Annotated in this window: 19 protein-coding genes; 13 read left to right on the top strand and 6 right to left on the bottom strand. The window is 59.9% G+C overall.

Features of this window, described 5'->3' with window-relative positions; genetic code table 11:
* Nucleotides 1-86 precede the first annotated feature (86 nt).
* The 3 genes from BN32_RS09785 (at nt 87) to BN32_RS09775 (ending at nt 6,017) form a co-directional block, all read left to right on the top strand.
* Nucleotides 87-1,628 (top strand): WS/DGAT/MGAT family O-acyltransferase, encoded by a 1,542-nt coding sequence (locus BN32_RS09785; RefSeq protein ID WP_040426218.1) that lies wholly within the window; start codon nt 87-89, stop codon nt 1,626-1,628.
* Between the two features lie 14 nt (nt 1,629-1,642).
* Nucleotides 1,643-2,644: an alpha/beta fold hydrolase gene (locus tag BN32_RS09780; RefSeq protein ID WP_040425614.1), complete on the top strand. Its 1,002-nt coding sequence runs from the start codon at nt 1,643-1,645 to the stop codon at nt 2,642-2,644.
* A 133-nt stretch (nt 2,645-2,777) separates the two neighbouring features.
* Nucleotides 2,778-6,017 carry a bifunctional cytochrome P450/NADPH--P450 reductase gene (locus BN32_RS09775; protein ID WP_019197996.1) on the top strand — a complete coding sequence of 1,080 codons (3,240 nt, stop codon included), beginning with the start codon at nt 2,778-2,780 and terminating at the stop codon, nt 6,015-6,017.
* A 4-nt stretch (nt 6,018-6,021) separates the two neighbouring features.
* On the opposite strand, the gene BN32_RS09770 is transcribed toward BN32_RS09775, so the two are convergent.
* A complete protein-coding gene (locus BN32_RS09770; RefSeq protein ID WP_173405769.1) occupies nt 6,022-6,930 on the bottom strand; it encodes an alpha/beta fold hydrolase in 909 nt (302 codons plus the stop codon).
* 174 nt (nt 6,931-7,104) lie between these two features.
* Here BN32_RS09770 and BN32_RS09765 point away from each other — a divergent pair, with 174 nt between their 5' ends.
* From BN32_RS09765 to BN32_RS09720, 10 genes are all read left to right on the top strand, one after another.
* Nucleotides 7,105-7,491, top strand: a complete 387-nt coding sequence (locus BN32_RS09765; protein ID WP_019197994.1) for a hypothetical protein — start codon at nt 7,105-7,107, stop codon at nt 7,489-7,491.
* Nucleotides 7,488-8,582 carry an alpha/beta fold hydrolase gene (locus BN32_RS09760; RefSeq protein ID WP_019197993.1) on the top strand — a complete coding sequence of 365 codons (1,095 nt, stop codon included), beginning with the start codon at nt 7,488-7,490 and terminating at the stop codon, nt 8,580-8,582. The genes BN32_RS09765 and BN32_RS09760 overlap by 4 nt, the downstream gene beginning before the upstream one ends.
* Entirely contained in the window at nt 8,579-9,175 is a 597-nt protein-coding gene (locus tag BN32_RS09755; protein WP_019197992.1) for a GNAT family N-acetyltransferase, read from the top strand. Before BN32_RS09760 ends, BN32_RS09755 begins: the two co-directional genes overlap by 4 nt.
* Before the next feature lie 159 nt (nt 9,176-9,334).
* Nucleotides 9,335-9,823, top strand: coding sequence for a phasin family protein (locus tag BN32_RS09750; RefSeq protein WP_040426216.1), 489 nt, complete (start codon nt 9,335-9,337; stop codon nt 9,821-9,823).
* A gap of 272 nt (nt 9,824-10,095) precedes the next feature.
* Nucleotides 10,096-11,385, top strand: coding sequence for a DUF445 domain-containing protein (locus tag BN32_RS09745; protein WP_019197990.1), 1,290 nt, complete (start codon nt 10,096-10,098; stop codon nt 11,383-11,385).
* A gap of 194 nt (nt 11,386-11,579) precedes the next feature.
* Entirely contained in the window at nt 11,580-12,353 is a 774-nt protein-coding gene (locus BN32_RS09740; RefSeq protein WP_040426214.1) for an esterase/lipase family protein, read from the top strand.
* Nucleotides 12,354-12,984: 631 nt separating this feature from the next.
* A complete protein-coding gene (locus BN32_RS09735) occupies nt 12,985-15,084 on the top strand; it encodes an alkyl/aryl-sulfatase (RefSeq protein WP_019197988.1) in 2,100 nt (699 codons plus the stop codon).
* 450 nt (nt 15,085-15,534) lie between these two features.
* On the top strand, nt 15,535-16,947 hold the full coding sequence (locus BN32_RS09730; protein WP_040426211.1) for a DUF1254 domain-containing protein: 1,413 nt from the start codon (nt 15,535-15,537) through the stop codon (nt 16,945-16,947).
* A gap of 10 nt (nt 16,948-16,957) precedes the next feature.
* A complete protein-coding gene (locus BN32_RS09725) occupies nt 16,958-17,986 on the top strand; it encodes a DUF1254 domain-containing protein (RefSeq protein ID WP_019197986.1) in 1,029 nt (342 codons plus the stop codon).
* 221 nt (nt 17,987-18,207) lie between these two features.
* Nucleotides 18,208-18,675, top strand: coding sequence for a cupin domain-containing protein (locus BN32_RS09720; RefSeq protein WP_019197985.1), 468 nt, complete (start codon nt 18,208-18,210; stop codon nt 18,673-18,675).
* Between the two features lie 145 nt (nt 18,676-18,820).
* Here BN32_RS09720 and BN32_RS09715 read toward each other — a convergent pair whose 3' ends face one another.
* The 5 genes from BN32_RS09715 to BN32_RS09695 all read right to left on the bottom strand — a co-directional run bounded on the left by BN32_RS09715 (nt 18,821) and on the right by BN32_RS09695 (nt 23,460).
* Nucleotides 18,821-19,495, bottom strand: coding sequence for a PilZ domain-containing protein (locus BN32_RS09715; RefSeq protein WP_019197984.1), 675 nt, complete (start codon nt 19,493-19,495; stop codon nt 18,821-18,823).
* Nucleotides 19,496-19,765: 270 nt separating this feature from the next.
* Nucleotides 19,766-20,827 carry a branched-chain amino acid ABC transporter permease gene (locus BN32_RS09710; protein WP_019197983.1) on the bottom strand — a complete coding sequence of 354 codons (1,062 nt, stop codon included), beginning with the start codon at nt 20,825-20,827 and terminating at the stop codon, nt 19,766-19,768.
* Entirely contained in the window at nt 20,824-21,846 is a 1,023-nt protein-coding gene (locus BN32_RS09705; RefSeq protein WP_019197982.1) for a branched-chain amino acid ABC transporter permease, read from the bottom strand. Before BN32_RS09705 ends, BN32_RS09710 begins: the two co-directional genes overlap by 4 nt.
* On the bottom strand, nt 21,843-22,565 hold the full coding sequence (locus BN32_RS09700; RefSeq protein ID WP_019197981.1) for an ABC transporter ATP-binding protein: 723 nt from the start codon (nt 22,563-22,565) through the stop codon (nt 21,843-21,845). The genes BN32_RS09705 and BN32_RS09700 overlap by 4 nt, the downstream gene beginning before the upstream one ends.
* Before the next feature lie 127 nt (nt 22,566-22,692).
* Complete coding sequence (locus tag BN32_RS09695) at nt 22,693-23,460, bottom strand: ABC transporter ATP-binding protein (RefSeq protein ID WP_019197979.1); 768 nt, start codon at nt 23,458-23,460, stop codon at nt 22,693-22,695.
* Between the last annotated feature and the right edge of the window lie 20 nt (nt 23,461-23,480).

Raw genomic sequence — 23,480 nt, 5'->3', positions numbered from 1 at the left:
CGACGGTGGCAATCGGATCATGAAGCCGAAACGCGGACGAGAAACTGTCCGCGGGCGTCATGGTCTCGTTGAAACGGGAGGGTAACATGAGCCACGCCAAGAAGCTGTCCTCAATGGACGCATCGTTTCTGTATCTCGAAACGCCCGAGATGCCGATGCACGTCGGAAGCATGGCGATCTTCAAACTGAAGGACGGTTATCAGGGCGACTTCTACGAAGACTTCAAAAAGATGATCGAAGGGCGGATTCATGTCGCTCCGATCCTGAAGGCGAGGCTGGAGAAGGCGCCGCTCGACATCGATAATCCAAGCTGGGTCGAGGACGACCAGTTCGACATCAACCGTCATATTTTTCGCGGCAGCCTTCCGGCGCCGCACAGCCGCGCCATGCTGGAGCGCACGGTGGGCTGGATTCATGCGAAGCTTCTTAACAGGGCGCGCCCCCTGTGGGAGTTCTACGTTTTCGAGGGAATGGATAACAACGAGGTCGGGCTCTATTCCAAGATGCACCACGCCTGCATCGATGGCGGTGCGGGTGCTGCGCTGACCAACATGATCTACGACATCACGCCGGTGCCGCGTGAATTCCCGAAGGTCGTTCCGAGCAAGCCTGCCAACGAACCGCGAGACATCGCGGCCAACATGCTCGATTCTTACACCCAGCTCTGGCGTCAGCCGCTGGACGCGACCAAGGCGAAAAGCTTCGATCTGCCGCGTACGGGAAAAAGCGATCTCGGCTCTGTGCTGTTCGACAACGCGATGTTCCAGATCGAGAGCGGGATCAGGATGATCGGTGGTGTTCCCGAAACCGTCAAAAGTATCCGCGACATGGTCGCCAAGATATCCGACCCGAAGTCACGCGACAGTCTTGCGAGCATGGTGTCGCCCTCGACAATGCTGAACAAGTCGATCTCGTCGGAGCGGAGCTTCGCGGGCGTCTCGGTCTCGTTACCGGAATCCAAGGCAATTGGAAAGCAGGCCGGCGGAAAACTCAACGACGTCGTGATGGCGTTGTCGAGCGGTGTGTTGCGCCGGTATCTGCTAGAGCACGGCGGGTTACCGAGCCGTTCGCTGACAGCAGCCGTGCCGATCTCGCTGCGCGAAGAGGGCAACACCGACGCCAATAATCAGGTGTTCGGAATGATCTGCTCGCTGGCGACCAATATCGAGGACCCGAAGGAACGGCTGGAGGCCATCATCGCGCAGTCGGCCAAATCAAAGGAGATGTCGCATCCGCTGCGCGCGCTGATGCCCTCGGTATCCAACGTCGCGATGCTCGGTGCGCCGATGCTGATTCAGGTGCTGGCGCTGCTCTACAGCCGCTCGAACCTGTCCGATGTGCTTCCGCCAACGGCGAATGTGACGATCTCCAATGTGCCCGGTCCGCGGCAGACACTCTATGCGGTGGGCGCCGAGCTGTTGCATATCTTCCCGGTGTCGATCTCGACCCATGGGCTTGCTTTGAACATCACGGTGCAAAGCTATCGCGATCAGCTCGATTTCGGCTTCATTGCCGGCGCGAACATCATTCCTCATGTCGAGGTGCTGGCGGACATGCTGCCCAAGGAGTTCGAACTTCTCGCCGCGGCCTTTGCAGCGCCCGGCAACCGCGCAAGTGCTGCAAGCTGAACGTGGCTCCTGCAATGATGGAAATGCCGCCGCTTCAGTATGCCGAAACCAACGGCATACGTATGGGCTTCTATGAGGCCGGTCCTAAAACAGACGCGCCACCACTGGTGTTGTGCCACGGCTGGCCTGAAATCGCCTTCTCATGGCGGCACCAGATCAAGGCGCTAAGCGAAGCGGGCGTCCGGGTCATCGCGCCCGATCAGCGCGGATACGGCGCGACGGATCGTCCGGAGGCGGTCGAGGCCTATGATATAGAAAACCTGACGGGCGATCTCGTCGGCCTGCTTGATCATCTGAAAATCGACAAAGCGATCTTCGTCGGCCATGACTGGGGTGGATTCATTGTCTGGCAGATGCCGCTACGGCATCCGTCGCGCGTCGCAGGCGTGATCGGCGTCAATACACCGCATACGCCACGCACGGGGAGCGATCCGATCGGACTGCTGCGCAAGCGTTATGGCGATCACCTTTACATCGCGCAGTTTCAGGACCCAGAGCGCGGCGCCGACAAGATTTTCGACAGCCGGGTCGAGCAAGCCTTCGACTTCTTCATGCGCAAGCCGATGCCGCAAAGAAAACCGATGGAAGCCGGCGAGGGGCCGCCGGCGGCGGGCCTTGGCGCTTCACCGAAGCTGAACATGGCGTTTCCGCAAATGGTCGCGGGCTACGACGGCAAGCTCGATCCGCGCGAGAAAATCCTGACGCCTGAGGAAATGCAGGTCTTCGTCGATGCATTCAAAGTGTCGGGGTTCACTGGCGGGATCAACTGGTACCGTAACATGACTCGTAACTGGGAACGTTCGGCGCATATCGACCACACCGTGCGCGTGCCCTCACTTATGATCATGGCGGAGAATGACGCGGTGCTTCCGCCGTCGTCATGCGACGGGATGGAGAATATTGTTCCGGATCTTGAAAAGTACATGGTCAAGGACAGCGGGCACTGGACCCAGCAGGAGCAGCCCGACGAGGTCAGCGCCAAAATCCTTGAATGGCGCAGGCGGCGTTTTGGGTAACGCCCCGGGAGGCCGAAGCCAAAAACCCTTGCACTACAAGTCCTTTGCAAAAGAAGCGCCGGAACAGTAGCTTGAGTGAAAAGCTCCGGGCCAACCGGGCATCAAAGTCACGTGGGCAGGAGATACCCGAGCGATGTCGTCCCAGAACAAGCTGAATCCGATTCCGCATCCGCCGAGGAAACCGGTCGTTGGCAATATGCTGTCGCTGGATTCGACCGCGCCGGTGCAGGATCTGGTGCGCAAATCCAAGGAGCTGGGGCCGATCTTCTGGCTCGACATGATGGGGCAGCCGCTGGTGATCGTCTCGGGGTTCGACCTCGTCAACGAACTGAGCGACGAGAAGCGTTTCGACAAGGCGGTGCGGGGAGCACTACGCCGCGTGCGTGCGATCGGTGGCGACGGACTGTTCACTGCCGACACCACCGAGCCGAACTGGAACAAGGCGCACAACATTTTGCTCTCGCCGTTCGGCGGTCGGGCGATGCAGTCCTACCATCCCATGATGGTGGATATCGCCGAGCAGCTCGTCAAGAAATGGGAGCGCCTCAACGCTGACGACGAAATCGATGTCGTCCATGACATGACCGCGCTGACGCTCGATACCATCGGGTTGTGCGGCTTCGACTATCGCTTCAATTCATTTTATCGGGAGGACTATCACCCGTTCGTCGGCGCGCTGGTGCGCTCGCTTGAGACCATCATGATGACGCGCGGCCTTCCGCTCGAAGGGCTGTTCATGCGCGCGCGCCGCACCGACATGGCAGCGGATGTTGCGTTCATGAACAACATGGTCGACGAGATCGTCGCTGAACGGCGCAAGAACGCCGAAGGGGCTGCGAGCACGAAGGACATGCTCAATGCGATGATGACCGGCGTCGACAAGGTGACCGGCGAGCAACTCGACGACGTCAACATCCGCTATCAGATCAACACTTTCCTGATCGCGGGCCACGAGACCACGAGCGGCCTGTTGTCCTGCGCGATCTACGCGATGCTCAAGCACCCGGAGGTGCTCAAGAAGGCTTACGAGGAAGTCGATCGGGTTCTCGGTCCAGATATCGACGCGAAGCCCACCTTCCAGCAGGTGACGCAGCTCACTTACATCTCGCAGATCTTGAAGGAATCCCTGCGGATGTGGCCGCCTGCGCCGGCCTATGGCGTGTCTCCGCTCAAGGATGAGACGATCGGCGGCAAGTACAAATTGCGGAAGGGCACCTTCGTCACGGTTCTGGTGATGGCGTTGCACCGCGATCCCTCGGTGTGGGGCCCGAATCCTGATGTGTTCGATCCGGAAAATTTCAGCCGCGAGGCCGAGACAAAGCGGCCCGCCAATGCATGGAAGCCGTTCGGAAACGGCCAGCGCGCCTGCATCGGCCGCGGTTTTGCGATGCATGAGGCCGCATTGGCAATCGGTATGATTCTTCAGCGCTTCAAGCTGCTCGACCATACGCGCTACCAGATGCATCTGAAGGAAACGCTGACGATCAAGCCCGACGGCTTCAAGATCAAGGTGCGGGCGCGTTCGGACAAGGATCGCACCATTGTCGCCAACCGTCCCGGGACCGCTGTCGCGAACACGTCCGGGACCGCTGCACCGGCGCGGGTCCGTCCCGGTCACAATACGCCGCTACTCATTCTGTACGGTTCGAATCTCGGTACCGCAGAGGACCTCGCGCATCGCGTTGCGGATCTGGCGGAAGTCAACGGCTTTGCGACCAAGCTCGCGCCGCTCGACGACTACGTCGGAAATCTGAGCGACCAGGGCGGCGTTATTATCTTCTGCGCGTCCTACAACGGTGCGCCCCCGGACAACGCCACCCAGTTCGTCAAATGGCTGAGCAGCGATCTGCCCAAGGATGCGTTCAAGGGGGTCCGCTACGCCGTATTCGGCTGCGGCAATAGCGACTGGCTTGCGACCTACCAATCGATCCCGCGCATGATCGATGAGCAGCTTGCGGCGCATGGTGCGACGCCGGCTGTGGCTCGAGGCGAGGGCGACGCCCGCGATGATCTCGATGGACAGTTCGAGAAGTGGTTCAAGTCCGTCCGCGAAATCGCCGTGAAGGAGTTCAGCATCGATACCGGCTTCACACGTGAAGCCAATGACGAGCCGCTCTACAAGATTGAGCCGGTGGCGCACAGCGCGGTCAATACGGTGGCGGTCTCCGGTGGCGTGGTGCCGGTGAAGCTGCTGATCAACGACGAGTTGCAGAACAAGTCCGGCGCCAATCCATCGACCCGTTCGACACGGCATATCGAAGTCGAATTGCCGGAGAGCGTCACGTATCGCGTCGGCGACCATCTCAGTGTCATTCCACGTAACGATCCGGTTCTGGTGGATGCGGTGGCGCGGCGATTTGGTTTCCTTCCCGCCGATCAGGTGAGGCTGCATGTCGCCACCGGCCGCCGGGCACAATTGCCGGTCGACAACGCAGTGTCGGTCGGCCGTTTGCTGACTGAATTCGTGGAGTTGCAGCAGGTCGCGACCCGCAAGCAAATTCAGATCATGTCCGAGCACACCCGCTGCCCGATGACGAAACCGAAGCTGGAAGCGCTGATCGGCGACGATTCCGCCTCAACCGAGCTTTATCGTTCGGAAATTCTGGCCAAGCGGAAGTCGGTTTACAATCTGCTCGAGGAATATCCGGCGTGCGAATTACCGTTCCACACCTATCTGGAAATGTTGTCGCTGCTGTCACCGCGTTATTACTCGATTTCCTCATCGCCTGCGGTGGCGGGGGCTTCCAAATGCAGCGTGACCGTCGGTGTGGTTGATGCGCCGGCGAGTTCGGGGCGTGGTATCTACAAGGGCGTTTGCTCGAATTATCTCTCCAGCCGGCGCGCGGGCGACGTGGTCCATGCCATCGTCCGGGAGACCAAGGCTGGTTTCCGCCTCCCAGAGAATCCCGCAACGCCGATCATCATGGTCGGTCCCGGTACGGGGCTTGCTCCGTTCCGCGGGTTCCTGCAGGAGCGTGCCGCGATGAAGGCCAAGGGCAAGTCGCTCGGCCCGTCGATGCTGTTCTTCGGCTGCCGGCATCCCGAGCAGGATTTCCTGTATGCCGACGAGCTCAAGGGCTTTGCGGATCAGGGCGTTACCGACCTGCACGTTGCCTTCTCACGGGCGGATACGCCGAAGAGTTACGTGCAGGATCTGATCTCGGCCCAAAAGGACAAAGTCTGGAAACTGATCGAAGCGGGCGCGATCATCTATGTCTGCGGTGACGGGGGCAAGATGGAGCCGGACGTCAAGCGCGTGCTGACGACGATCTATCGCGAGCGGGCCGGAGCCGATGAGGTGGCCGCGTTGCGCTGGATCGACAGCATGGGAACGCAGAACCGTTACGTGCTCGACGTCTGGGCGGGGAGTTAGCGCGCTATTTTGCGCGCGCCCCTTGCGCATGCTCGGCGATGGCGCCGATGATGGTCGGCCACATCGGGATCGGCAGCGCGTGTCCCATGCCCTCGATCAGCAGCAGCTTTGCGCCGGATATCGATGCGGCGGTATCCTTGCCGGCTTCCATCTTCACGAGTGGATCAATGGTGCCGTGAATGACCAGCGTCGGCGCTTTCACCGATCTCAGCCGCTCGTTGCGGCTGCCTGAGGCGAGGATGGCACGTAGTTGCCGTCCGACGCCTGCGGGATTGAGGCCGCGAGCGTAGGTTCGCTCGGCGCGCTCAAGGTCCTTCGCTTCGTCGAGCGGAAAGCTTGCGCCGCGCAATACCTTCCAAGTCTGACCGAAGCGCGTGAGATATTCTTCCTTGGTGGTCGGCGGCGGCGCGAGCAGGATGGCGGATGCTTCGCGGGTTGGCTGCGGCAATCTCGGATTGCCGGTTGTTGACATGATCGATGTAAGCGACAGGACCCTGTCCGGATGTTGCATCGCCATTTCTTGCGCGATCATACCGCCCATCGACGCGCCGACGATATGCGCGGCCTTAATGCCAAGCGCATCGAGCAGGCCAACGACATCGTTGGCCATGTCCCACAATTTGTAAGGTGCTTCCGGGGCGATCTTGAAGATCCGGAGTTTCAGCAGCTCCATCGGACGCAGCGGCTTGCCGCCGGACATCCTGGTTGATTTGCCGATATCGCGGTTGTCGAAACGGATGACACGAAAGCCGCGCCCTGCCAGGTCGCGGCAGAACTCGTCGTCCCAATGGATCATCTGTGCGCCGAGGCCCATGATGAGGACCAGCGGTTCCGCATCCGGCGCACCGAAGATTTCGTAGCAAAGCTCAATTCCGTTGGCCTTCGCCATTTGCGGCGGCTGATGTGCGTTCACGGCGGCATCCCTCGAAATGAATGAAGTTAATACCCTATGGCACGGTTTTGGGCCATGCAGAAGGCGGGCGTAACGTCTTGCCCGTTTATGTTGACCCCGGTCCCGCAACGGTATGGAATAGCAAAAAAGGCCGGTGCAACGGCCAGTGTTAATGCTTCCGGAGGGGCGCCAGTTATGTCCGACAAACCGACCGATCCGGTGCAGGTGTGGCACACCATGCTTGCCGAGATGGAGAAGGGTTTCAACGCCATGGCCAATCAGGTCATGGGATCGGAGCAATTCAGCAAGGTCACGCATCAGCTCACTGGCGCTTCGGTGGGCGCGCAGAAGACTGTCGGCGATCTGATGGAGCGCTACCTGGTCAGCATGAATCTGCCCAGCCGCGCGCAGATGGTCAGCATGGGTGAGCGGCTGCAATCGATCGAAGGCCAGTTGAACGAAATCAGGGCGCTGCTGAATCGCGTTCATGCCGACGTCGCGTCACAAGGAAACGGCATCGCTCCGCCACGACCGCCGCGCACCAAGCAGCAGCCGTCCGCGTCTGGAGGGAGTACGCCATGAACGTACAAACACATGCGGGCGCGATGCCGGATGTCGCGCAGGTCGGTGAACGCATCCAGACTGAAGTCCAGCGCGCGATTCAGCGCAGCATCAAGGGCGTGGAGTATTTCGCGTCGTCCGGCCCCGCACTCGGATCGACGCCGAAGGATATCATCCACTCCAAAGGCACGATGAATCTCTACCACTATCGTCCGTTGGCGGATGAAATCTATCGCATCCCTATCCTGATCGTGATGGCGACGACCAACCGCGGTTACATCCTCGACATGGTGCCGGGCCAGAGTTTCATCGAATTCCTGCTCAAGAAAGGATTCGATGTCTACATGCTCGACTGGAGTGCGCCGCGGCCTGAAGAAAAATCGTTGCGGATGGAGGACTATGTCCTCGGTTTCATTCCGGATTGCATCCGTCGCGTTCAGGAAGACTCCGGCGAAACCGACGTCAATGTGATCGGCTATTGCTTCGGCGGCGTGTTGTCGTTGCTTTATGGTTCGATCTTTCACGATGGCCCGATGAAGAATCTGGTCTGCTTCACGACGCCGATCGATTTCCGTCAGATGAAGTTGTTCCAGAATTTTTCTGATCGCCGCTATTTCAACGTGGATCAATTGGTCGACAGCGTCGGCAATGTGCCGCCCGAAATGATCCTGTCATCGTTTGAAATGCTGCGCCCCGCGTCGCGCGCTGTGGGGCAGATCCAGCTCTGGGAAAACATCTGGAACGACGAGTTCGTGAAATCCTACCGGATGTTCGACCGCTGGGCACAGGACACGCTGCCACTGGCCGGCGAATATTTCCGGACCACCACAAAGGACCTGATGTGGGACAACAAGCTCTACAACGGCACCATGACCGTTGGCGGGCGTGCGGCTGATATTTCCAAGATCACGGTGCCGGTGCTGCATGCGGTTGCCGAACACGATCACATCGTACCCTACGACGCTGCGAAGCATCTGATCGCGATGATTGGATCGACTGACAAGACTGAGGTTATCCTCAAGGGCGGCCATGTCAGTCTCGTTGCCGGCGCAAACGCCATCAAGCGCCTCTGGCCCAAACTCGATTCCTGGTTAAGTGAGCGATCAACATGAACAGCACCGAAGTCCGTTCCTATCCGCGTCGCGTCATGACCGCAGGCGGCGAAATCGAATTTCGTCACATGACGGCTGCGGACGAGGCGGCTGTCCTCGCATTCGCGCAAAAGCTGCCGGTCCATGATCTGCTGTTCATTCCGCGCAACATCAGTGAGCCGAAAGTGCTCTCCGCCTGGATCAAGGAGCTCGAACGCGGCGGTCTGGTGAGCCTTCTGGCGGTGAAGGAGAGTGCGGTGGTGGGCTGCGGCACCATCGTGAGGGACCTTTTGTCATGGTCGCCGCATGTCGGCGAAATCCGCATGGTGGTGTCCAAGGATGTCCGTGGTCTTGGCGTAGGCCGTGCGCTGTCGCAGGAAACATTCGCGTTGGCGCTGGGATCGGGGCTGGAGAAGATCGTGGCCCAGATGACCGTGGATCAGACCGGCGCCATCGCTCTCTTCGAGAGCCTCGGTTTCAAAGCGGAGGCCCTGTTGCACGATCAGGTGAGGGATCTGGCCGGAAAGACTCACGATATCGTGGTCCTCGGCCACAATGTCTCCAAGGTTCGTGCCCAGCTCGAAGCTTACGGGATGACCGAGGCTGTTGGTTAAGCTATTCAAATAATTTATTTTTATTCATATCACGGGTTCGTGATGATGCGTTGCAACATTCATGTTGCGATGCGTCATAGACTTTGGCATAACACCTTTGCCCCGGGCCATTCCGGACGGGGTGAGCCCATAGCTCAAAACCTGAGGATGGAGACGAACATGACCAATTCTTTCAACGCCGAGTCCGTGCTGAACACCGTCAAGACCGCTTTCGCGCCTGTCACCGACGCGCTCAAGAACTTCCCGAACGTCGAAGTTCCTGAAGCTGCTCGTGAGTTCGTGAAGAAGGCTGCCGGCACCGCCAAGGACCGCGCCACCGAAATTCACACCGGTTCGGAGAAGGTGACCTCGGCGATCGAGACCGCAGTTGCCGGTTCGGTCAGCGAGACCGCGAAGATCTCCCGCAACATCCAGCAGGCCGTCTACGACGACGCGCAGGCGCTGTTCGCGGGCATCGACAAGCTGGCGTCGGCCAAGTCGCTGAACGAAGCCGTGACGATCCAGGGCGATCTGCTCCGCGCCCAGGGTGAAGTCGTGATGGCCCGCGCCAAGGCGACCACCGAGTACTTCGGCAAGCTGATCGCCGACGGTGCGAAGACCGCGCAGGACAACTTCTCGAAGCTCGCGGCATCCGTCAAAACTGCCTAAGGCCCATCTCACAATTCGACGACCAAAGGCCCGCCTCGAGCGGGCCTTTGTTTGCCGCGAGCTAGTGCCCCGTATCCGGCGTTCGCTTCACTCCGCAGCGCCTTCCGAGTGAACGTCGGATACGAAAGGACACTAGCAAACTATGATTCTAGTGATCCTTTGACATTCGTAAGGGGCGCCGGCCGAGAAGTGATACGAATGTCAGAACCGGATCACTAGCTCCTTTGACGAGAGCGGGTCCGCGATGCAATGTCGGTTGACCGGGATCGATCATGGCTGACACTGAAAAATTCGTGCTGATCGCCGATGCTGGCGACATCGCGCGCGCCGCCGAACTGCGCCGGGTCAAGATGCTGGCGACGCTCGTCCTCGCGGGCTGCGTCGTCGTGCTCGTACTCGCGAAAATGATGGAGCGCGTGCATCCCGGCTTCGGGTTTCTCGCAGCGTTCGCGGAAGCGGCGACGATTGGCGGACTGGCCGACTGGTATGCGGTGGTTGCTTTGTTCCGGCGGCCGCTGGGATTGCCGATACCGCACACTGCGATCATCCAGCAAAATCAGCACCGGATTGCCGAAAAACTCGGTGAATTCATCGAGGTGCATTTTCTCAGTCCCGCGCCGGTCGATGCCAAACTGCGTGAGGTCGATTTCGCGTCGTTTATTTCGGACTGGCTGACCGATCCGAAGAAAAGCTCTGATCTCGCGCGCTTCGTCCTTCGGCTGCTGCCGGAGGCGCTGGCGGCCGCCGAGACATCGGGGCTGAAATCATACTTCACCCGCCGCATCGTCATGCAATTGCAGAGCGTCGATCTCGCGCCGCTGGCGGCGGGAACGCTGCGCGGTTTCATCGCCGAGGGGCGTCACAAGGGGATGCTCGACGATCTGCTGCAGGCGATTCACGACTCGCTCAACAAGCCCGAGACGCTCGCGCTTCTCCGCGAGAAGATCCGCAATGAACTCCCGACGCTGCTGAAACTCTATCGCGCGGACAAATTCCTGCTGAAGAGGATCGCGGCATCGGCCACGTCGTTCTTTGAAGAGGTGCGTGCCGATCCGAACCATCCGTTTCGCGACGAAGTCGATCGCATCCTGCTGACGCTTCCCGACAAGCTGGCGAATGACAAAGCTTACGCGGATCGTATCGACGGACTGAAACGCGATTTGCTGGCGCGTCCGGAACTCGCGGCGCTGACGCGCGACATCTGGGCCAACGTCAAGGCGTTCATCGACAGGAGCGCCAGCGGCGAGAGCAACGTCTTGCAACATCACCTGACCAATGTGTTTGTGGAGGCCGGTACGCAACTCGGCGCCGACAGCGAAATGCGCGCGGAAATCAACAAGGGCATCGTCGCGGTGCTGCGCAGCTTCATCGCTGATCAGAAGAGCGGTGTGTCGCGTTTCATCTCCGATCAGGTCAAATCATGGGACATGAAACAGCTCATCAACCTGATCGAAATCAACATCGGCAAGGACCTGCAATACATCCGCTTCAACGGTGCGCTGATCGGCGGACTTGCAGGACTGGCGCTCCACACCGCCGAAGTGTTCATAAAATCCCTTTGAAATTGCTGATGAATCTAAAGGGAAAACTGGCGGCGAGACGGTGACGAACTGGAGTCCGAAATGGCAAAAATGCGAATCAGTGCTTAGATTGAACAATTGAGCTGCATGGTGCGTTGCAAGATCATCCCCGTGTGACACTTTGCCTTCTGGTGCGCTGGATGAACGACCCGCGCAAATTTGAAAAAGGAATTCGAATGTCCGCATCTGCCCAGACGCTGCGCCCGCCATCGCGATTGCTGATGCTGATGGAAGCGCGCGCCATCAACGAGTTCGGCGCCTTCCTCGGCGCACTGCCGCTATTGAGTCTCGCGCCCAGGGGTGACGGTCATCCGGTGCTTGTTCTGCCTGGACTCATCACCAGCGACACCGCAACGCGTCCATTGCGTTCGTTCCTCAAGAGCCGCGGCTATGCCGTGAGCGGGTGGGGCCTTGGCCGCAACTTCGGGCCGCGCGCCGGCGTTCAGGATGCGATGTTGAATCTGGTGAAGGACCTCAACGAGCAGCACGGCCGCAAGGTCAGTCTGGTGGGATGGAGCCTCGGCGGGATCTATGCGCGTCAGCTTGCGAAGATGATGCCGGATCGCGTGCGCTCGGTGATCACGCTCGGCAGCCCGTTCGGCGGCAGCCCGCGAGCGACCAACGCGTGGCGCACCTATGAAGCCGTCAGCGGACAAAGCGCAGAGAATCATAACCCCGACTTCGGAGGCGAGATGTCGAAGACGCCGCCGGTGCCGACGACGGCGATCTTCAGCCGCACCGACGGAATCTGCGCATGGCAGAACTGCATCGAGAAGCCCGGCGCTTACGCGGAGAATATCGAAGTGCAGGGCGCGAGCCATTGCGGCATGGGTCATCATCCGGCGATTGTCTACGCTGTTGCGGAACGCCTCGCACAGCCGGAGGGCAAGTGGGCGCCGTTCGAACGCAGCGGCTGGCGTGCGTTCGTGTATCCCGATCCGGCGCGGTGATAATTGCAGCGCATGATTGAGGCCCCGGTGTCGGAGCTTGAATCACATTCCTCTCGCGGAATCGCTGTTGCTTTGAATTGACTTCCGCTTTCGGCAGCATAGCTGACGTGGCCGGACCGGCTGCTGGCTCGATCAGGCCGCGAATGACCCCAAGGCCACATTCTAGGACGTGGTCTGCGAACTTTCCGACTGGACGATTTGTGTGGCATTTTCGGTGGTGCCCCCGGCGCAGCGGGCTTGATCGCCAAGGTAACTCACGCAGTGCAGCCTTCCGGTCGGTCCGCGGCGGCGAGTCCTTGGAGGCTTTCAGATGTGGATAGCCCTAATGCGCATTGGAAAGAGAAGCCGATCTGTGGACCAGTTCCAGCACTCATTCTTCCTAAATCGCTCGGCTTTGCACCGGCCCGCTGTCACCCTTGAGTTGCCGGAAAGAATAGCTGGCCAGCCACAACAGCCCAATATTCGCTTGGATTGGCGAGCAATTTGGAATTGACGACCTAAGCTGAGCGAAGGACCTTCGCAGGGAGACGATCAAATAGGGAAGACGCGCTGACCAATCTGACGGCGATCGTTCTTGCCCGAGCTTCGCTTTTGCAAGGAAGAGTCCAGGACAAAAGGCCGGGAGGAAATCATGAAGAACGCAAAGCCCATCTCGCACGCACATGCAATCGGCAGCTTCATACCTTCAGGCGCGACCGACACGACGATCAAAGGAGATGATAGCGGTGTGACTCGGCGAGGCGCATTACTTGCCGGGTCCGCCTTGGCTGCTGCTTCGGTTCTGGCGTCCGGGGAAACCAACGCTCAAGCCGTGAAGACGACCGCAGCAGCAAAGCCTCCGAGCGAATTCACAAAGGCGGCGAACAAGCGCGTCCTTGAAACGCTCCCGTTCCGCGACCGCGCCGATTTTGAATATGCGCAGCGCGGCTTCATCGCCGGACTTCCCGGCAATGCTATCAAGGATGCACAAGGCAAAGTCGTCCTGGACCTGCAGGCCTTGCAGGTTCCAGTCGACGAGCCGGCGCCCGACACCATGAATCCGAGCCTGTGGCGGGTTGCGCAACTCAACAGCTTCTCCGGGCTGTTCAAGATCGTGGACCGCCTCTACCAGGTTCGTAATATCGACATCACGAACATTACGTTCATTGAGGGGGAGACGGGCATCATCGTCGTCGACCCCTGCGTCTCGACGCTCGCCGCCCGTGCTGCGATGGATCTCTACTTCGCGCATCGTCCGCGCAAGCCGGTCACGGCCGTCATCTATACGCACAGCCATATCGACCACTTCGGCGGCGTTGCCGCCGTGACGAATGTCGAAGACGTTGCAGCGGGCAAGACCAAGATCATCGCCCCGGCCGGATTCACCGAAGAAGCTGTCAGTGAGAATATCTACACCGGCAACGCGATGATTCGACGCGTCATGTACATGGCCGGTAATCCACTGAAGACGGGGTACGGCGCGGGGCAGACACTCGGGACGGGGCTTGGGATACCGGGAGCAGATGCCCCGCCGACGCTGATCCCACCTACGGACATCGTGACTCACACCGGCCAGAAAATGACCATCGATGGCCTGGAATTCGAATTCCTGAATGCGCCAGGCAGCGAAGCGCCAAGCGAGATGCATTTCTACATTCCAGCCCTGAAGGCCTTGTGCACGGCGGAGAACGCAACTCATACCCTGCATAATTTCTACACGCTGCGCGGCGCCAAGACTCGGGACATCGCCAAGTGGGTCAAATATCTCAATCAGACGCTCGAGATGTGGGGGGATCAAGCGGAGGTGCTGTATGCGCCTCATCATTGGCCGATGTGGGGCAACGCAGCAATCAGGCGACACATCGAAACCTATCGAGATGTCTTCAAGTTCATCCACGACCGGTCGCTGCATCTTGCCAATGCCGGCCACACGATGCCCGAGATCGGCGATCTGGTGAAGCTCCCACCCGAACTCGACAGCAATTGGGCAACCCGCGGCTATTACGGCACAGTGAGTCACGATGCGCGGGCGGTGTACAACTTCTATCTTGGTTATTACAGCGCCAATCCTGCCGAACTCGATCCACTGCCTCCGGTTCAAGCTGCCCCGCGTTATGTCGAGATGATGGGCGGTGCCAACGCGATTCTGGAAAAAGCCAAAAAGGCATACGATGCCGGCGAATATCGATGGACGGCCCAACTGCTCTGGCACCTGATATTGGCGGAGCCCAACAACCAGTCTGCCAGGCAGTTACAGGCAGATACATTCGAACAATTGGGATATCAGTCGGAAGCAGCGACGTGGCGCAATATCTACTTTGTAGGAGCGCAAGAGCTGCGCGTCGGCGTACCTAAAGATACACCCGAACTCGCTTCATCGCCTGATCTGGTGAAGCACCTGCCGGTGGAAATGGCTTGCGATTTCCTCGCCATCCAGTTGGACACCGCAAAGACCTCAGGGAAAACCATCACGATCAATCTTGAAGTCGATGATGGGCAGAAACTCGCGCTCGTGCTGCGGAACAGCGTTCTGAACTATTCGGCGAGGTTGGCCGCAACGCCTGATCTCACGATCAGGGGGACAAGCGCGGCGATTGTCGCCACGCTCATGGGCGGCAAACCCGAGCAGGCTATCAGTCAAGGCATTGTAAAAGTTGAAGGGCGACAGGCAGCCTTGAGCGAATTGTTGAGCCTGACAACTCCGCCCGAATTCTGGTTCCCGATCATCACGCGCCCCGCATGGAAGACGTGATTAGGGTGTGACCAATGAGTGGACTCAACTCCACGGCATTGGAAGCTCGATTTGTGAGCAGCGTCCTAGCTGTCTTGATGAAGGAGGGATGGCGTTACAGCTAAGCCTTCTCACCGCGCAGCTTGCCGACAACGCGGGTCGGGAAGAAATACACGCCGACGGGGAACCACCTCCGGGCGGTGTCCCGAAGGACATACTTTTAGTTTCGCGGAATCGCTATTGCTCTGAATTGACTTCTGCTTTCGTCCGCATAGCGGACGTGGCCGGATACCCTGCTCGATCAGGTCGCGATTGACCCATAGCGGACCTGCGGTGTCCGCGCGGAATAGATCGTCCGTATCGCATCGTCGTCCCAAATCCTATACAATCGGCCCCTCGCATTCTCGCAGGCGGATGGCCGCGTGCATGGTACCGATACCGCGCGGTCGCGCCTCAGCAGCGGAGGCGGTCATGAGCAGAACTGTAATTGCGGCTCTCGCGTTGATTTGCGCCATAGCATCGCCTCGCGCGCAAGATTTCTCTGCCGAGGACCTCGCAGGCCGCACCATTGAGCGGCGAGCGGTCGAGACCGTCATCTGGGGCATGCCGGCGGTCAACACAGATCTGATGCTTCAGGCGATGATTGGCAGCGCCAAGGGCACGCCCAACCAGATCGTCTATTGGTCGCGCCTGCCGGACTGGAAGAACCAGACGCTCACGCCGAATCCCGATGTGATCTACCTGATGCCGTTCATCAACACGAAGGACGCCGGTCCAATGGTGTTGGAAATCCCGCCGGCCGACGATGGTGTGATCAACGGCACTGTCATGGATGTCTGGCAAGTGCCGCTGGAGGATGTGGGGCCGGCCGGCGTCGACAAGGGAAAAGGCGGCAAATATCTTGTCCTGCCTCCCAGCCATTCGGCCGCCGTTCCGGATGGCTACATCGCTCTGCCCTCAATGAACTATCAGGGCTATGCGCTGCTGCGCTCGATTCTCAAGAGCGGCAGCGATGCCGACGTCGCCAAGGCGGTCGCCTATGCCAAGCGGATCAAGTTGTATCCGCTCTCACAGGCGGCCAACCCGCCGATGACGACATTCGTCGACGCGATCGACGTCGTTTACGACTCCACCATTCCGTATGACTTGCGTTTCTTCCAGTCGCTCGACCGCGTGGTGCAGATAGAGCCGTGGCTCCCGCGCGACAAGCTGATGATCGACATCCTCAAGTCGGTCGGCATCGAGAAGGGCAAGCCGTTTAATCCCAATGCGAAAACACAGGACATCCTGAAGTCAGCCGCGCGCGAAGCCCACGCCCTCCTGGAAAGCCGCTACAATGGCTTGTTCGCGCCCTATTTTGACATCAGTCGATGGGCGGTCCCGGCGTTCCCCGACTATCTCAAGGCGTCGCAAGACGGCTTCTCCGATCCGAATGCATATCCTTTCGACAACCGCGGCCTTGTCTTTACTTTCGCGTTCTTCACGCCCAAGCATCTTGGGGAAGGACAGTTCTATCTGATGACGGTCAAGGACAAGGAGGGGCAGAATTTCGACGGCAGCATGAGCTACCGCCTCTCCGTGCCCGCGAACGCACCGGTGAACCAGTACTGGTCGGCGACGGTCTACAATCGCGCCAGCCACAGTCTCATCCGCGACATGTCCCGGTCCGGGCGCGGCTCACAAAGCCAGGGTCTGCAAAAGAACCCCGACGGCTCCGTGGACATCTATTTCGGACCCAAGGCTCCGGCAGGCAAGGACTCGAACTGGGTGCCGACGAACCCGAGCGGACAGTTTGAAGTTCTCTTCCGCTTCTACGGCCCCGAAAAGTCGCTGTTCGACAAGACGTGGAAGCTGCCGGACATCGAAAAAGTAACGGCGCAGTGAGAGGGAAGCCATGAGCCGTCTCCGCTCACTAATCTTCTCGGGTTTGGCGCTGACGGTGTCTGTTGCGGTCGCGCAGGCACAGCCGCTGGGAAATGCCATCCCTGTCACCGTCGATAACTTCAACCGTGCCGAGACCGATATGAATTTTGCCGGCGGGGGCGGCAGTCAGGTCGGCAGGTTCTTGCACCACCGCGAGCCTATCTCGATCGACTTTCCCATCGTGCGCCCCAACCGCGACACTTTGTATTCGCTATCGGTCTTTGATCTCGATGCGGGACCGGTGACGGTCACGTTGCCCAATGCGGGTCAGCGTTTCATGTCAATGCAGGTGATCAATGAGGACCATTACACTCCAGAAGTTGTCTATGGCGTCGGCACCTACACGTTCAACAGGGAGAAGATCGGCACCCGCTATGTCTCGTTAGGAGTGCGCATTCTGGTCAATCCGGGTGACCCGGAAGACATCAAGCAGGTTCACGCCTTGCAGGATGCCATCACGGTCGCGCAGCCAGGCGGCCCAGGGCGTTTTGAAGTGCCGAACTGGGATCAGGCCAGCCAGAAGAAGGTGCGCGACGCACTTCTGGCGCTGGCTGAAACCCTCCCCGACACAAAACGCACGTTCGGAGCTCGGGATCAGGTCGATCCTGTTCGACACCTGATTGGAACAGCGTTCGCCTTCGGCGGCAATCCCGAGAAAGATGCCCTCTATCTCAATGTCACCCTGAACAGGAACGACGGCACGACGGTGCATCGTCTCACTGTCAAGGACGTGCCGGTTGACGCCTTCTGGTCGATCAGCGTCTACAACGCAGAGGGACACTTCCAGAAGAACGCGTTCAACGCTTACGCGCTCAACAACATCACCGCGAAAAAAGAGATCGACGGCGCCGTCATTGTTCAGTTCGGCGGCTGCGACGGCAAGATTCCCAATTGCCTGCCGACCATGCCGGGTTGGAACTACATGGTGCGGCTCTATCGTCCGCGCGCCGAAATTTTGAACGGCACATGGAAATTCCCTGAGGCGGAGCCGGGGAATTGACGTCGTCCTCTGCCAACCTGAGGTCTGCTTGTGGCACATCGCGTGATCTCGCTGGATAGGCCCGCCCCGGGAACCGCCTCCGGGCGGTGTCCCGAAGGACATACTTTTAGTTTCGCATAATGCTATCGGGTGCTGGCATTCATGCCGGGCACCGATTATGTGCGCGTGGGCTGGAGGGCGCCTGCGCATTTTGATGCGCGGCACACATCAGGAGGAATGCCATGAAGCGCGTCTCTCTGATCGCTGCACTGTCGCTGATCATTCTGCTTCCGTTCCCCGCTACGGCTGCCGACAACCATGCGGTTGTATCCCCTGATCAACTGAAATGGGGGGCGGCACCACCGGCTTTCCCGAAAGGTGCACAGATAGCCGTGCTGAGCGGTGATCCGTCGAAGGAAGGACTTTATGTTGTTCGGGTGAAGGTGCCTGCCGGATACAAGGTGCCGCCGCATACACACCCGAACGACGAAAATATCACCGTCATCTCCGGGACGTTCAACATCGGAATGGGTGGCAAGTTCGATGATAAAAATGGAAGCGCTCTGAAGGCGGGAGGTTTTGCGCTCGCCCCGAAGGGTATGCAGCATTACGCCTGGTTTACCGAGGACAGCATCATCCAGTTGCACGGGATGGGCCCGCAAGACATCACCTACGTCAATCCGGCCGATGATCCGCGCAAGAGCAATTAGGGCTAAATGCTAGCCATTGCGAGGAGCGTAAGCGAAGAAGCAATCCAGTTTCTTGACCGTAGATCTGGATTGCTTCGCACCGCTCGCAAAGACGGACGCGGGATCTGGCGAAGATGTTTCACGCGCGCAGCGGCGCGCAAATCTCTCAGCCTGTGGTTTGCAGCCGCTGAAGTCTCGGCGCGCTCAGTGCGACACGTGTCGGTAATGCCTTTGGTGCATGCGTGACGAGCCTTTCGATCTCGATTCGCCGTTGCTGCTGGACAAACCTGATTGCGAAGCCATCGGGGAAAATCCGAGTGACACGTCCGACGCATGTACCCACGGACAGCGGTGTGCCCAATTCGGGTTGAACGGTGCTGGAGACGGCGACGCCGGACACCGAAATGTCGATGATGAAGCAAGAACATATGCTGCCGTCGGCGAAGAGCAGCGTCGAGTGCGGAACCTCCGGAAAAAACCGTGCGTGATCCCTGCGATCCCGGATCGATGGGTCCCTTTCTCTTTGTTCGAGCCACGTGAGCCGCTGCGCCAGCGATTGGCGCGTGGCGGCTGTCGTATCCAGCTCCATCAGAAAGCCGCCGGGCACGATGTCGGAGACGCGGCCCTCGAACTTGCCGAACTCGCTGAAGAAGGACGAGAGCTTGTCGCCGATACGCCCCGGGATCGGCGCATCAACCAGTGCGCGGAACGGCGACACCCGGCGCGTGCGGCAGGCAAATGCGCGAGGCTGGCCGGATGCGTCGTACCAGTTCGGCAGGGTGTAGCTACCGGACACGGATAGCTTCACCGCGCGTTGCTTCAAGAACTTTTCAATGCTCATCGGACTGTTGCCGTGCTGTCCTGAATTGTCTTGGGAGGCTACAAGATACGACAGCCATGTTAACGACGAGGTGCAGTGGAACCTCAACGGGTTCGTATTTTTCAGGATGAGTTAACGCGGCTTTACGAAATTGCGCGCAAATGCGGGACGCATGCTATGTCTTGCTTTGCCATCGAAGAGCCAAGGCAATGCCGAATAAATCCGGCCAACGAGAATTGCGGTGCAATCAAGCCTGACTCTCGCCGGGACGACGCGGATACATCTCGCCCCTTACGCCTTCTTCCCGCGCAGTTTGCCGACCACGCCGGTGGGGAAGAAATACACGCTGGCGATGAACAGCAGCCCAAGCCACAGCAGCCAGCGGTCGGGATGCAGCAGATCCGGCAGCACGGGGATGCCCGCGCCTGCGGTGGCCTTCGAAGCCATGCCCATCAGTGTTTGCAGATAGTTCTCCGCGAGAATGAACATCGCAGCACCGATCACAGCGCCGTACATCGTGCCCATGCCGCCGATCACCACCATCAGGAGAATATCGACCATGATGATGAAGGAGAGCGACGTCTCCGGGCCGGCATAACGCAGCCACAATGAATTCAGTATGCCCGCGCAGGCGGCGACGAGAGCGGCCAGCACATTGGCCCACGTCAGGTGAAACACGGTGCGATAGCCGAGCGCTTCGGCGCGGAAACGGTTTTCGCGGACTGCCTGCAGCACGCGCCCGAATGGCGAGTTCACGATGCGCAGCAGCGTGAGGATCATCGCCGCAGAGCCAAAGAACACGATGTAGTAAGTCAGCGTGCGGCCGTTGAACTCGAACCCGAACACGCTCTTCGAGATCAGAACAGTGCCGGGGCGCAGCAGTTCGGGAAGCTGAAAGCTGCGGCCATCGTCGCCGCCGGTCAGCCATGACAGTTGTGAGGCAAGCACAAGGAACGCCGATGCCACCGCAAGCGTGATCATCGCGAAGAAGATCGCCTGCACCCGCAGCGAGAACAATCCGATGCCCAGCGCCAGCAGTGCCGCCAGCGGCAGGCCGATGACAATGCCGGTGGCGACGCTGGCCCATGTCGGCCCCATCGCATACAGCGCGATGGCGATGGAGTAGCTGCCGATGCCATAGAACATCGTGTGCGCGAACGACACCGTGCCGGTGTAGCCGAGCAGCAGGTCGTAGGACGCCACCAGTGCGGCGAAGATGCAGATCTTGGTGGCGACGTTCATCGCCTTGGCGCCGGGAAACAGGAACGGCGCCAGCGCCAGCATCGTCACAATGACGATGAGCAGGAGGCCGAGAATGCGGCTGCGCGGCGGATCGCCGGAAAGGATCATCATCGATTTGTCACCGGATAGAGTCCGCGCGGTCGCCACATCAGGATCGCAACCATCAGCAGGATGTTCGAGACCAGCGCCAGCTTCGGCACCAGGAAGCCGCCGTAGTTGGCGATCATCGCGACCAGAATGGCGCCGATGAAACAGCCGCCGATGGAGCCGAGGCCGCCGATGATGATGACGATGAACACCAGCACCATCAGGTCGCCGCCCATCGAGGCGTGTACTTCCTCGCGGTAGAGGCCCCACATGATCCCGCCGAGCCCTGCGAGCGCGGAGCCGACCATGAACACGCCAAGAAACAGCCGCTTGATGCGATAGCCGAGCGCCTCGACCATTTCGCGATTCTCGACGCCGGCGCGGATCAGCAGGCCGATTTTGGTGCGGTTCAGCACCAGCAGCACGAGGCCAAACACCACAAGACCGACGACCATCGCCAGCACGCGATATTTGGCGATGGCGATGTCGCCGAAGATGAAGGAGCCGCGCAGCGATGTCGGCAGCGGCAGCGGAATGCGCTGCGGTCCCCACAGCGCGTAGAGCGTCTGCTCGGCGACGATCAGCCCGCCCATGGTGATCAGGATTTGCTTGAGGTGACTGCCGTAGACCGGAAGGATCAGCACGCGCTCGAATACGAGACCGACCGCCCCGGACACCGCCATCGCCAGCAGGGCCGCGGGGGCCAATGCAAGGAGGTTCAGCCACAGCGAGTCGGCCTGGATGTATCCGGCCATCGGCACCAGCACCAATGTCGCAACATACGCGCCGACCGCAATAAACGCGCCGTGCCCGAAGTTCAGGACATCCATCAGGCCGAACACCAGCGTCAGACCCGAGGCCATGATGAAGATCATCATGCCCATGGCGAGGCTGGCGACCGTCAGAGTGACCCATGTACTCGGCGAGCCGATCAGCGGGATCATCGCCAGCGCAAGTACGACCGGCAGCAGCAGCGGGATAAAATCGCGGCTGGCTTGCGGCAGCGGTTCGGCGGCCGCCAAGGAGGTTGTCGAGTCGGTCATTGGTGCGCCTCGAGGCTGAGACCCAGCAGCTTTTCCTGCAATGATGTGTCTTTCGCGAGTTCGGCCATCGCGCCGCGATGCACGATCTTGCCGTTGTCCATCACCAGCACGTTGTCGCCGACTTCCTGAGCCACGCGGAAATTCTGCTCGACCAGCAGGATGGTCGCGCCGCGCGTCTTCACTTCAGCAAGACATTCGATGAGATTGACGACGATGGCGGGGGCAAGGCCCTTGGTCGGTTCGTCGATCAAGAGCAGCTTGCGCGGCTCGACGATGGCGCGGGCGATCGACAGCATCTGCTTTTGTCCGCCGGACAGCGAACCCGCGCGCGACAGCCAGAAGCGTTTCAGCGCCGGAAAGAATCCGAAGATCCATTGCAGCCGCGTATCGTCCAGCGGACCTGCGCGTGCGGCGAGGATCAGGTTTTCCTTCACGGTCAGATCGGAGAACACCGACATGGACTCCGGCACGTAGCCGACGCCGAGGCTGGCGATGTCCGGCGTGAGTTTCTTCTCGGTGCGCTGGCCTTCGAGCGTGATCGTGCCGGACGAGGGCGGCGAGAGGCCCATGACGGTGCGCAGGGTCGTGGTCTTGCCCGCGCCGTTGCGGCCAAGCAGCATGGTGATCTGGCCTTCCGGCACGACAAAATCGACACCGTGCAGGATGTGATACTGCGCGATATGGGTATGAACGCCGGTGAGGGATAACATGTCGCTCATGCCGAAATCCCTTTCGGCGGGGCGTCATTGCGAGGAACTCTTGCGACGAAGCAATCCAGCTCTTCCTCGCGGCTCTGGATTGCTTCGATTCGCTCGCAATGACGAAGAAACGGGAATTCGACATTCATCATGCGGCGGTCTTTCCGGGCGCGATGCCGAGATAGGCTTCCTGCACGATCGGCGAGGCGATCACCTCGGCGGGCTTGCCGTCCGCCACCAGTTGCCCGTTGTGCAGAACGATGATGCGGTCGGCGAGCGAGCGCACCACGTCCATCTTGTGTTCAACCAGCAGGATGATCTTGCTGGTGTCCTGCTTGAGGCGCGCGATGAGATCGAGCACCACCGGCACTTCGTCGACGCTCATGCCTGCTGTGGGCTCATCGAACATGAAGACCTTCGGCTCCAGCGCCATCATCAACGCGACTTCGAGCTTGCGCTGATCGCCGTGGGACAGGGCTGCGGCAGCGACCGCGCGGCGGTTGCCGAGCGCGATTGAATCGAGAATAGCGTCGGCGCGTTCGATCAGGTCGCGGCGCTTCATCCATGGGCGGAGCATCTCGTAATGCACGCCGCTTGCGGCCTGCACGGCGAGGCGAACGTTTTCCTCGACGCTGAGATTGGGGAACAGGTTGGTCAACTGAAAGGCGCGGCCGAGGCCCTTGCGCGTGCGCAATGGTGCGGTGAGGCCGGTGATGTTCTCGCCCGCGAGCAGGACGTCACCGGCGCTCGGACGGAGTTGTCCGGAGATCAGGTTGAAATAGGTGGTCTTGCCGGCGCCGTTGGGGCCGACAATGGCCGTCAGTTCGCCGGGGCGAAAGGTGCAACTCACCTTGTTGACGGCGACATGGCCGCCGAAACGGATGGTCAGGTCGCGGGTCTCGAGGGTGAGGGGCATGGAATTCGCTGCCAAAGATT

Source organism: Afipia birgiae 34632 (genome assembly GCF_000308295.2).
GTDB classification, from domain to species: domain Bacteria; phylum Pseudomonadota; class Alphaproteobacteria; order Rhizobiales; family Xanthobacteraceae; genus Afipia; species Afipia birgiae.
The sequence above is the reverse complement of the archived record's forward strand: the minus strand, read 5'-3'. Positions and strand labels throughout refer to the sequence as shown.

What these genes read in the sequence shown, in the direction of transcription:
- BN32_RS09785 (WP_040426218.1), top strand. Translation starts at nt 87, where the DNA reads ATGAGCCACGCCAAGAAGCTGTCCTCAATGGACGCATCGTTTCTGTAT.
- BN32_RS09780 (WP_040425614.1), top strand. Translation starts at nt 1,643, where the DNA reads ATGATGGAAATGCCGCCGCTTCAGTATGCCGAAACCAACGGCATACGT.
- BN32_RS09775 (WP_019197996.1), top strand. Translation starts at nt 2,778, where the DNA reads ATGTCGTCCCAGAACAAGCTGAATCCGATTCCGCATCCGCCGAGGAAA.
- BN32_RS09765 (WP_019197994.1), top strand. Translation starts at nt 7,105, where the DNA reads ATGTCCGACAAACCGACCGATCCGGTGCAGGTGTGGCACACCATGCTT.
- BN32_RS09760 (WP_019197993.1), top strand. Translation starts at nt 7,488, where the DNA reads ATGAACGTACAAACACATGCGGGCGCGATGCCGGATGTCGCGCAGGTC.
- BN32_RS09755 (WP_019197992.1), top strand. Translation starts at nt 8,579, where the DNA reads ATGAACAGCACCGAAGTCCGTTCCTATCCGCGTCGCGTCATGACCGCA.
- BN32_RS09750 (WP_040426216.1), top strand. Translation starts at nt 9,335, where the DNA reads ATGACCAATTCTTTCAACGCCGAGTCCGTGCTGAACACCGTCAAGACC.
- BN32_RS09745 (WP_019197990.1), top strand. Translation starts at nt 10,096, where the DNA reads ATGGCTGACACTGAAAAATTCGTGCTGATCGCCGATGCTGGCGACATC.
- BN32_RS09740 (WP_040426214.1), top strand. Translation starts at nt 11,580, where the DNA reads ATGTCCGCATCTGCCCAGACGCTGCGCCCGCCATCGCGATTGCTGATG.
- BN32_RS09735 (WP_019197988.1), top strand. Translation starts at nt 12,985, where the DNA reads ATGAAGAACGCAAAGCCCATCTCGCACGCACATGCAATCGGCAGCTTC.
- BN32_RS09730 (WP_040426211.1), top strand. Translation starts at nt 15,535, where the DNA reads ATGAGCAGAACTGTAATTGCGGCTCTCGCGTTGATTTGCGCCATAGCA.
- BN32_RS09725 (WP_019197986.1), top strand. Translation starts at nt 16,958, where the DNA reads ATGAGCCGTCTCCGCTCACTAATCTTCTCGGGTTTGGCGCTGACGGTG.
- BN32_RS09720 (WP_019197985.1), top strand. Translation starts at nt 18,208, where the DNA reads ATGAAGCGCGTCTCTCTGATCGCTGCACTGTCGCTGATCATTCTGCTT.
- BN32_RS09715 (WP_019197984.1), bottom strand. Translation starts at nt 19,495, where the DNA reads ATGAGCATTGAAAAGTTCTTGAAGCAACGCGCGGTGAAGCTATCCGTG.
- BN32_RS09710 (WP_019197983.1), bottom strand. Translation starts at nt 20,827, where the DNA reads ATGATGATCCTTTCCGGCGATCCGCCGCGCAGCCGCATTCTCGGCCTC.
- BN32_RS09705 (WP_019197982.1), bottom strand. Translation starts at nt 21,846, where the DNA reads ATGACCGACTCGACAACCTCCTTGGCGGCCGCCGAACCGCTGCCGCAA.
- BN32_RS09700 (WP_019197981.1), bottom strand. Translation starts at nt 22,565, where the DNA reads ATGAGCGACATGTTATCCCTCACCGGCGTTCATACCCATATCGCGCAG.
- BN32_RS09695 (WP_019197979.1), bottom strand. Translation starts at nt 23,460, where the DNA reads ATGCCCCTCACCCTCGAGACCCGCGACCTGACCATCCGTTTCGGCGGC.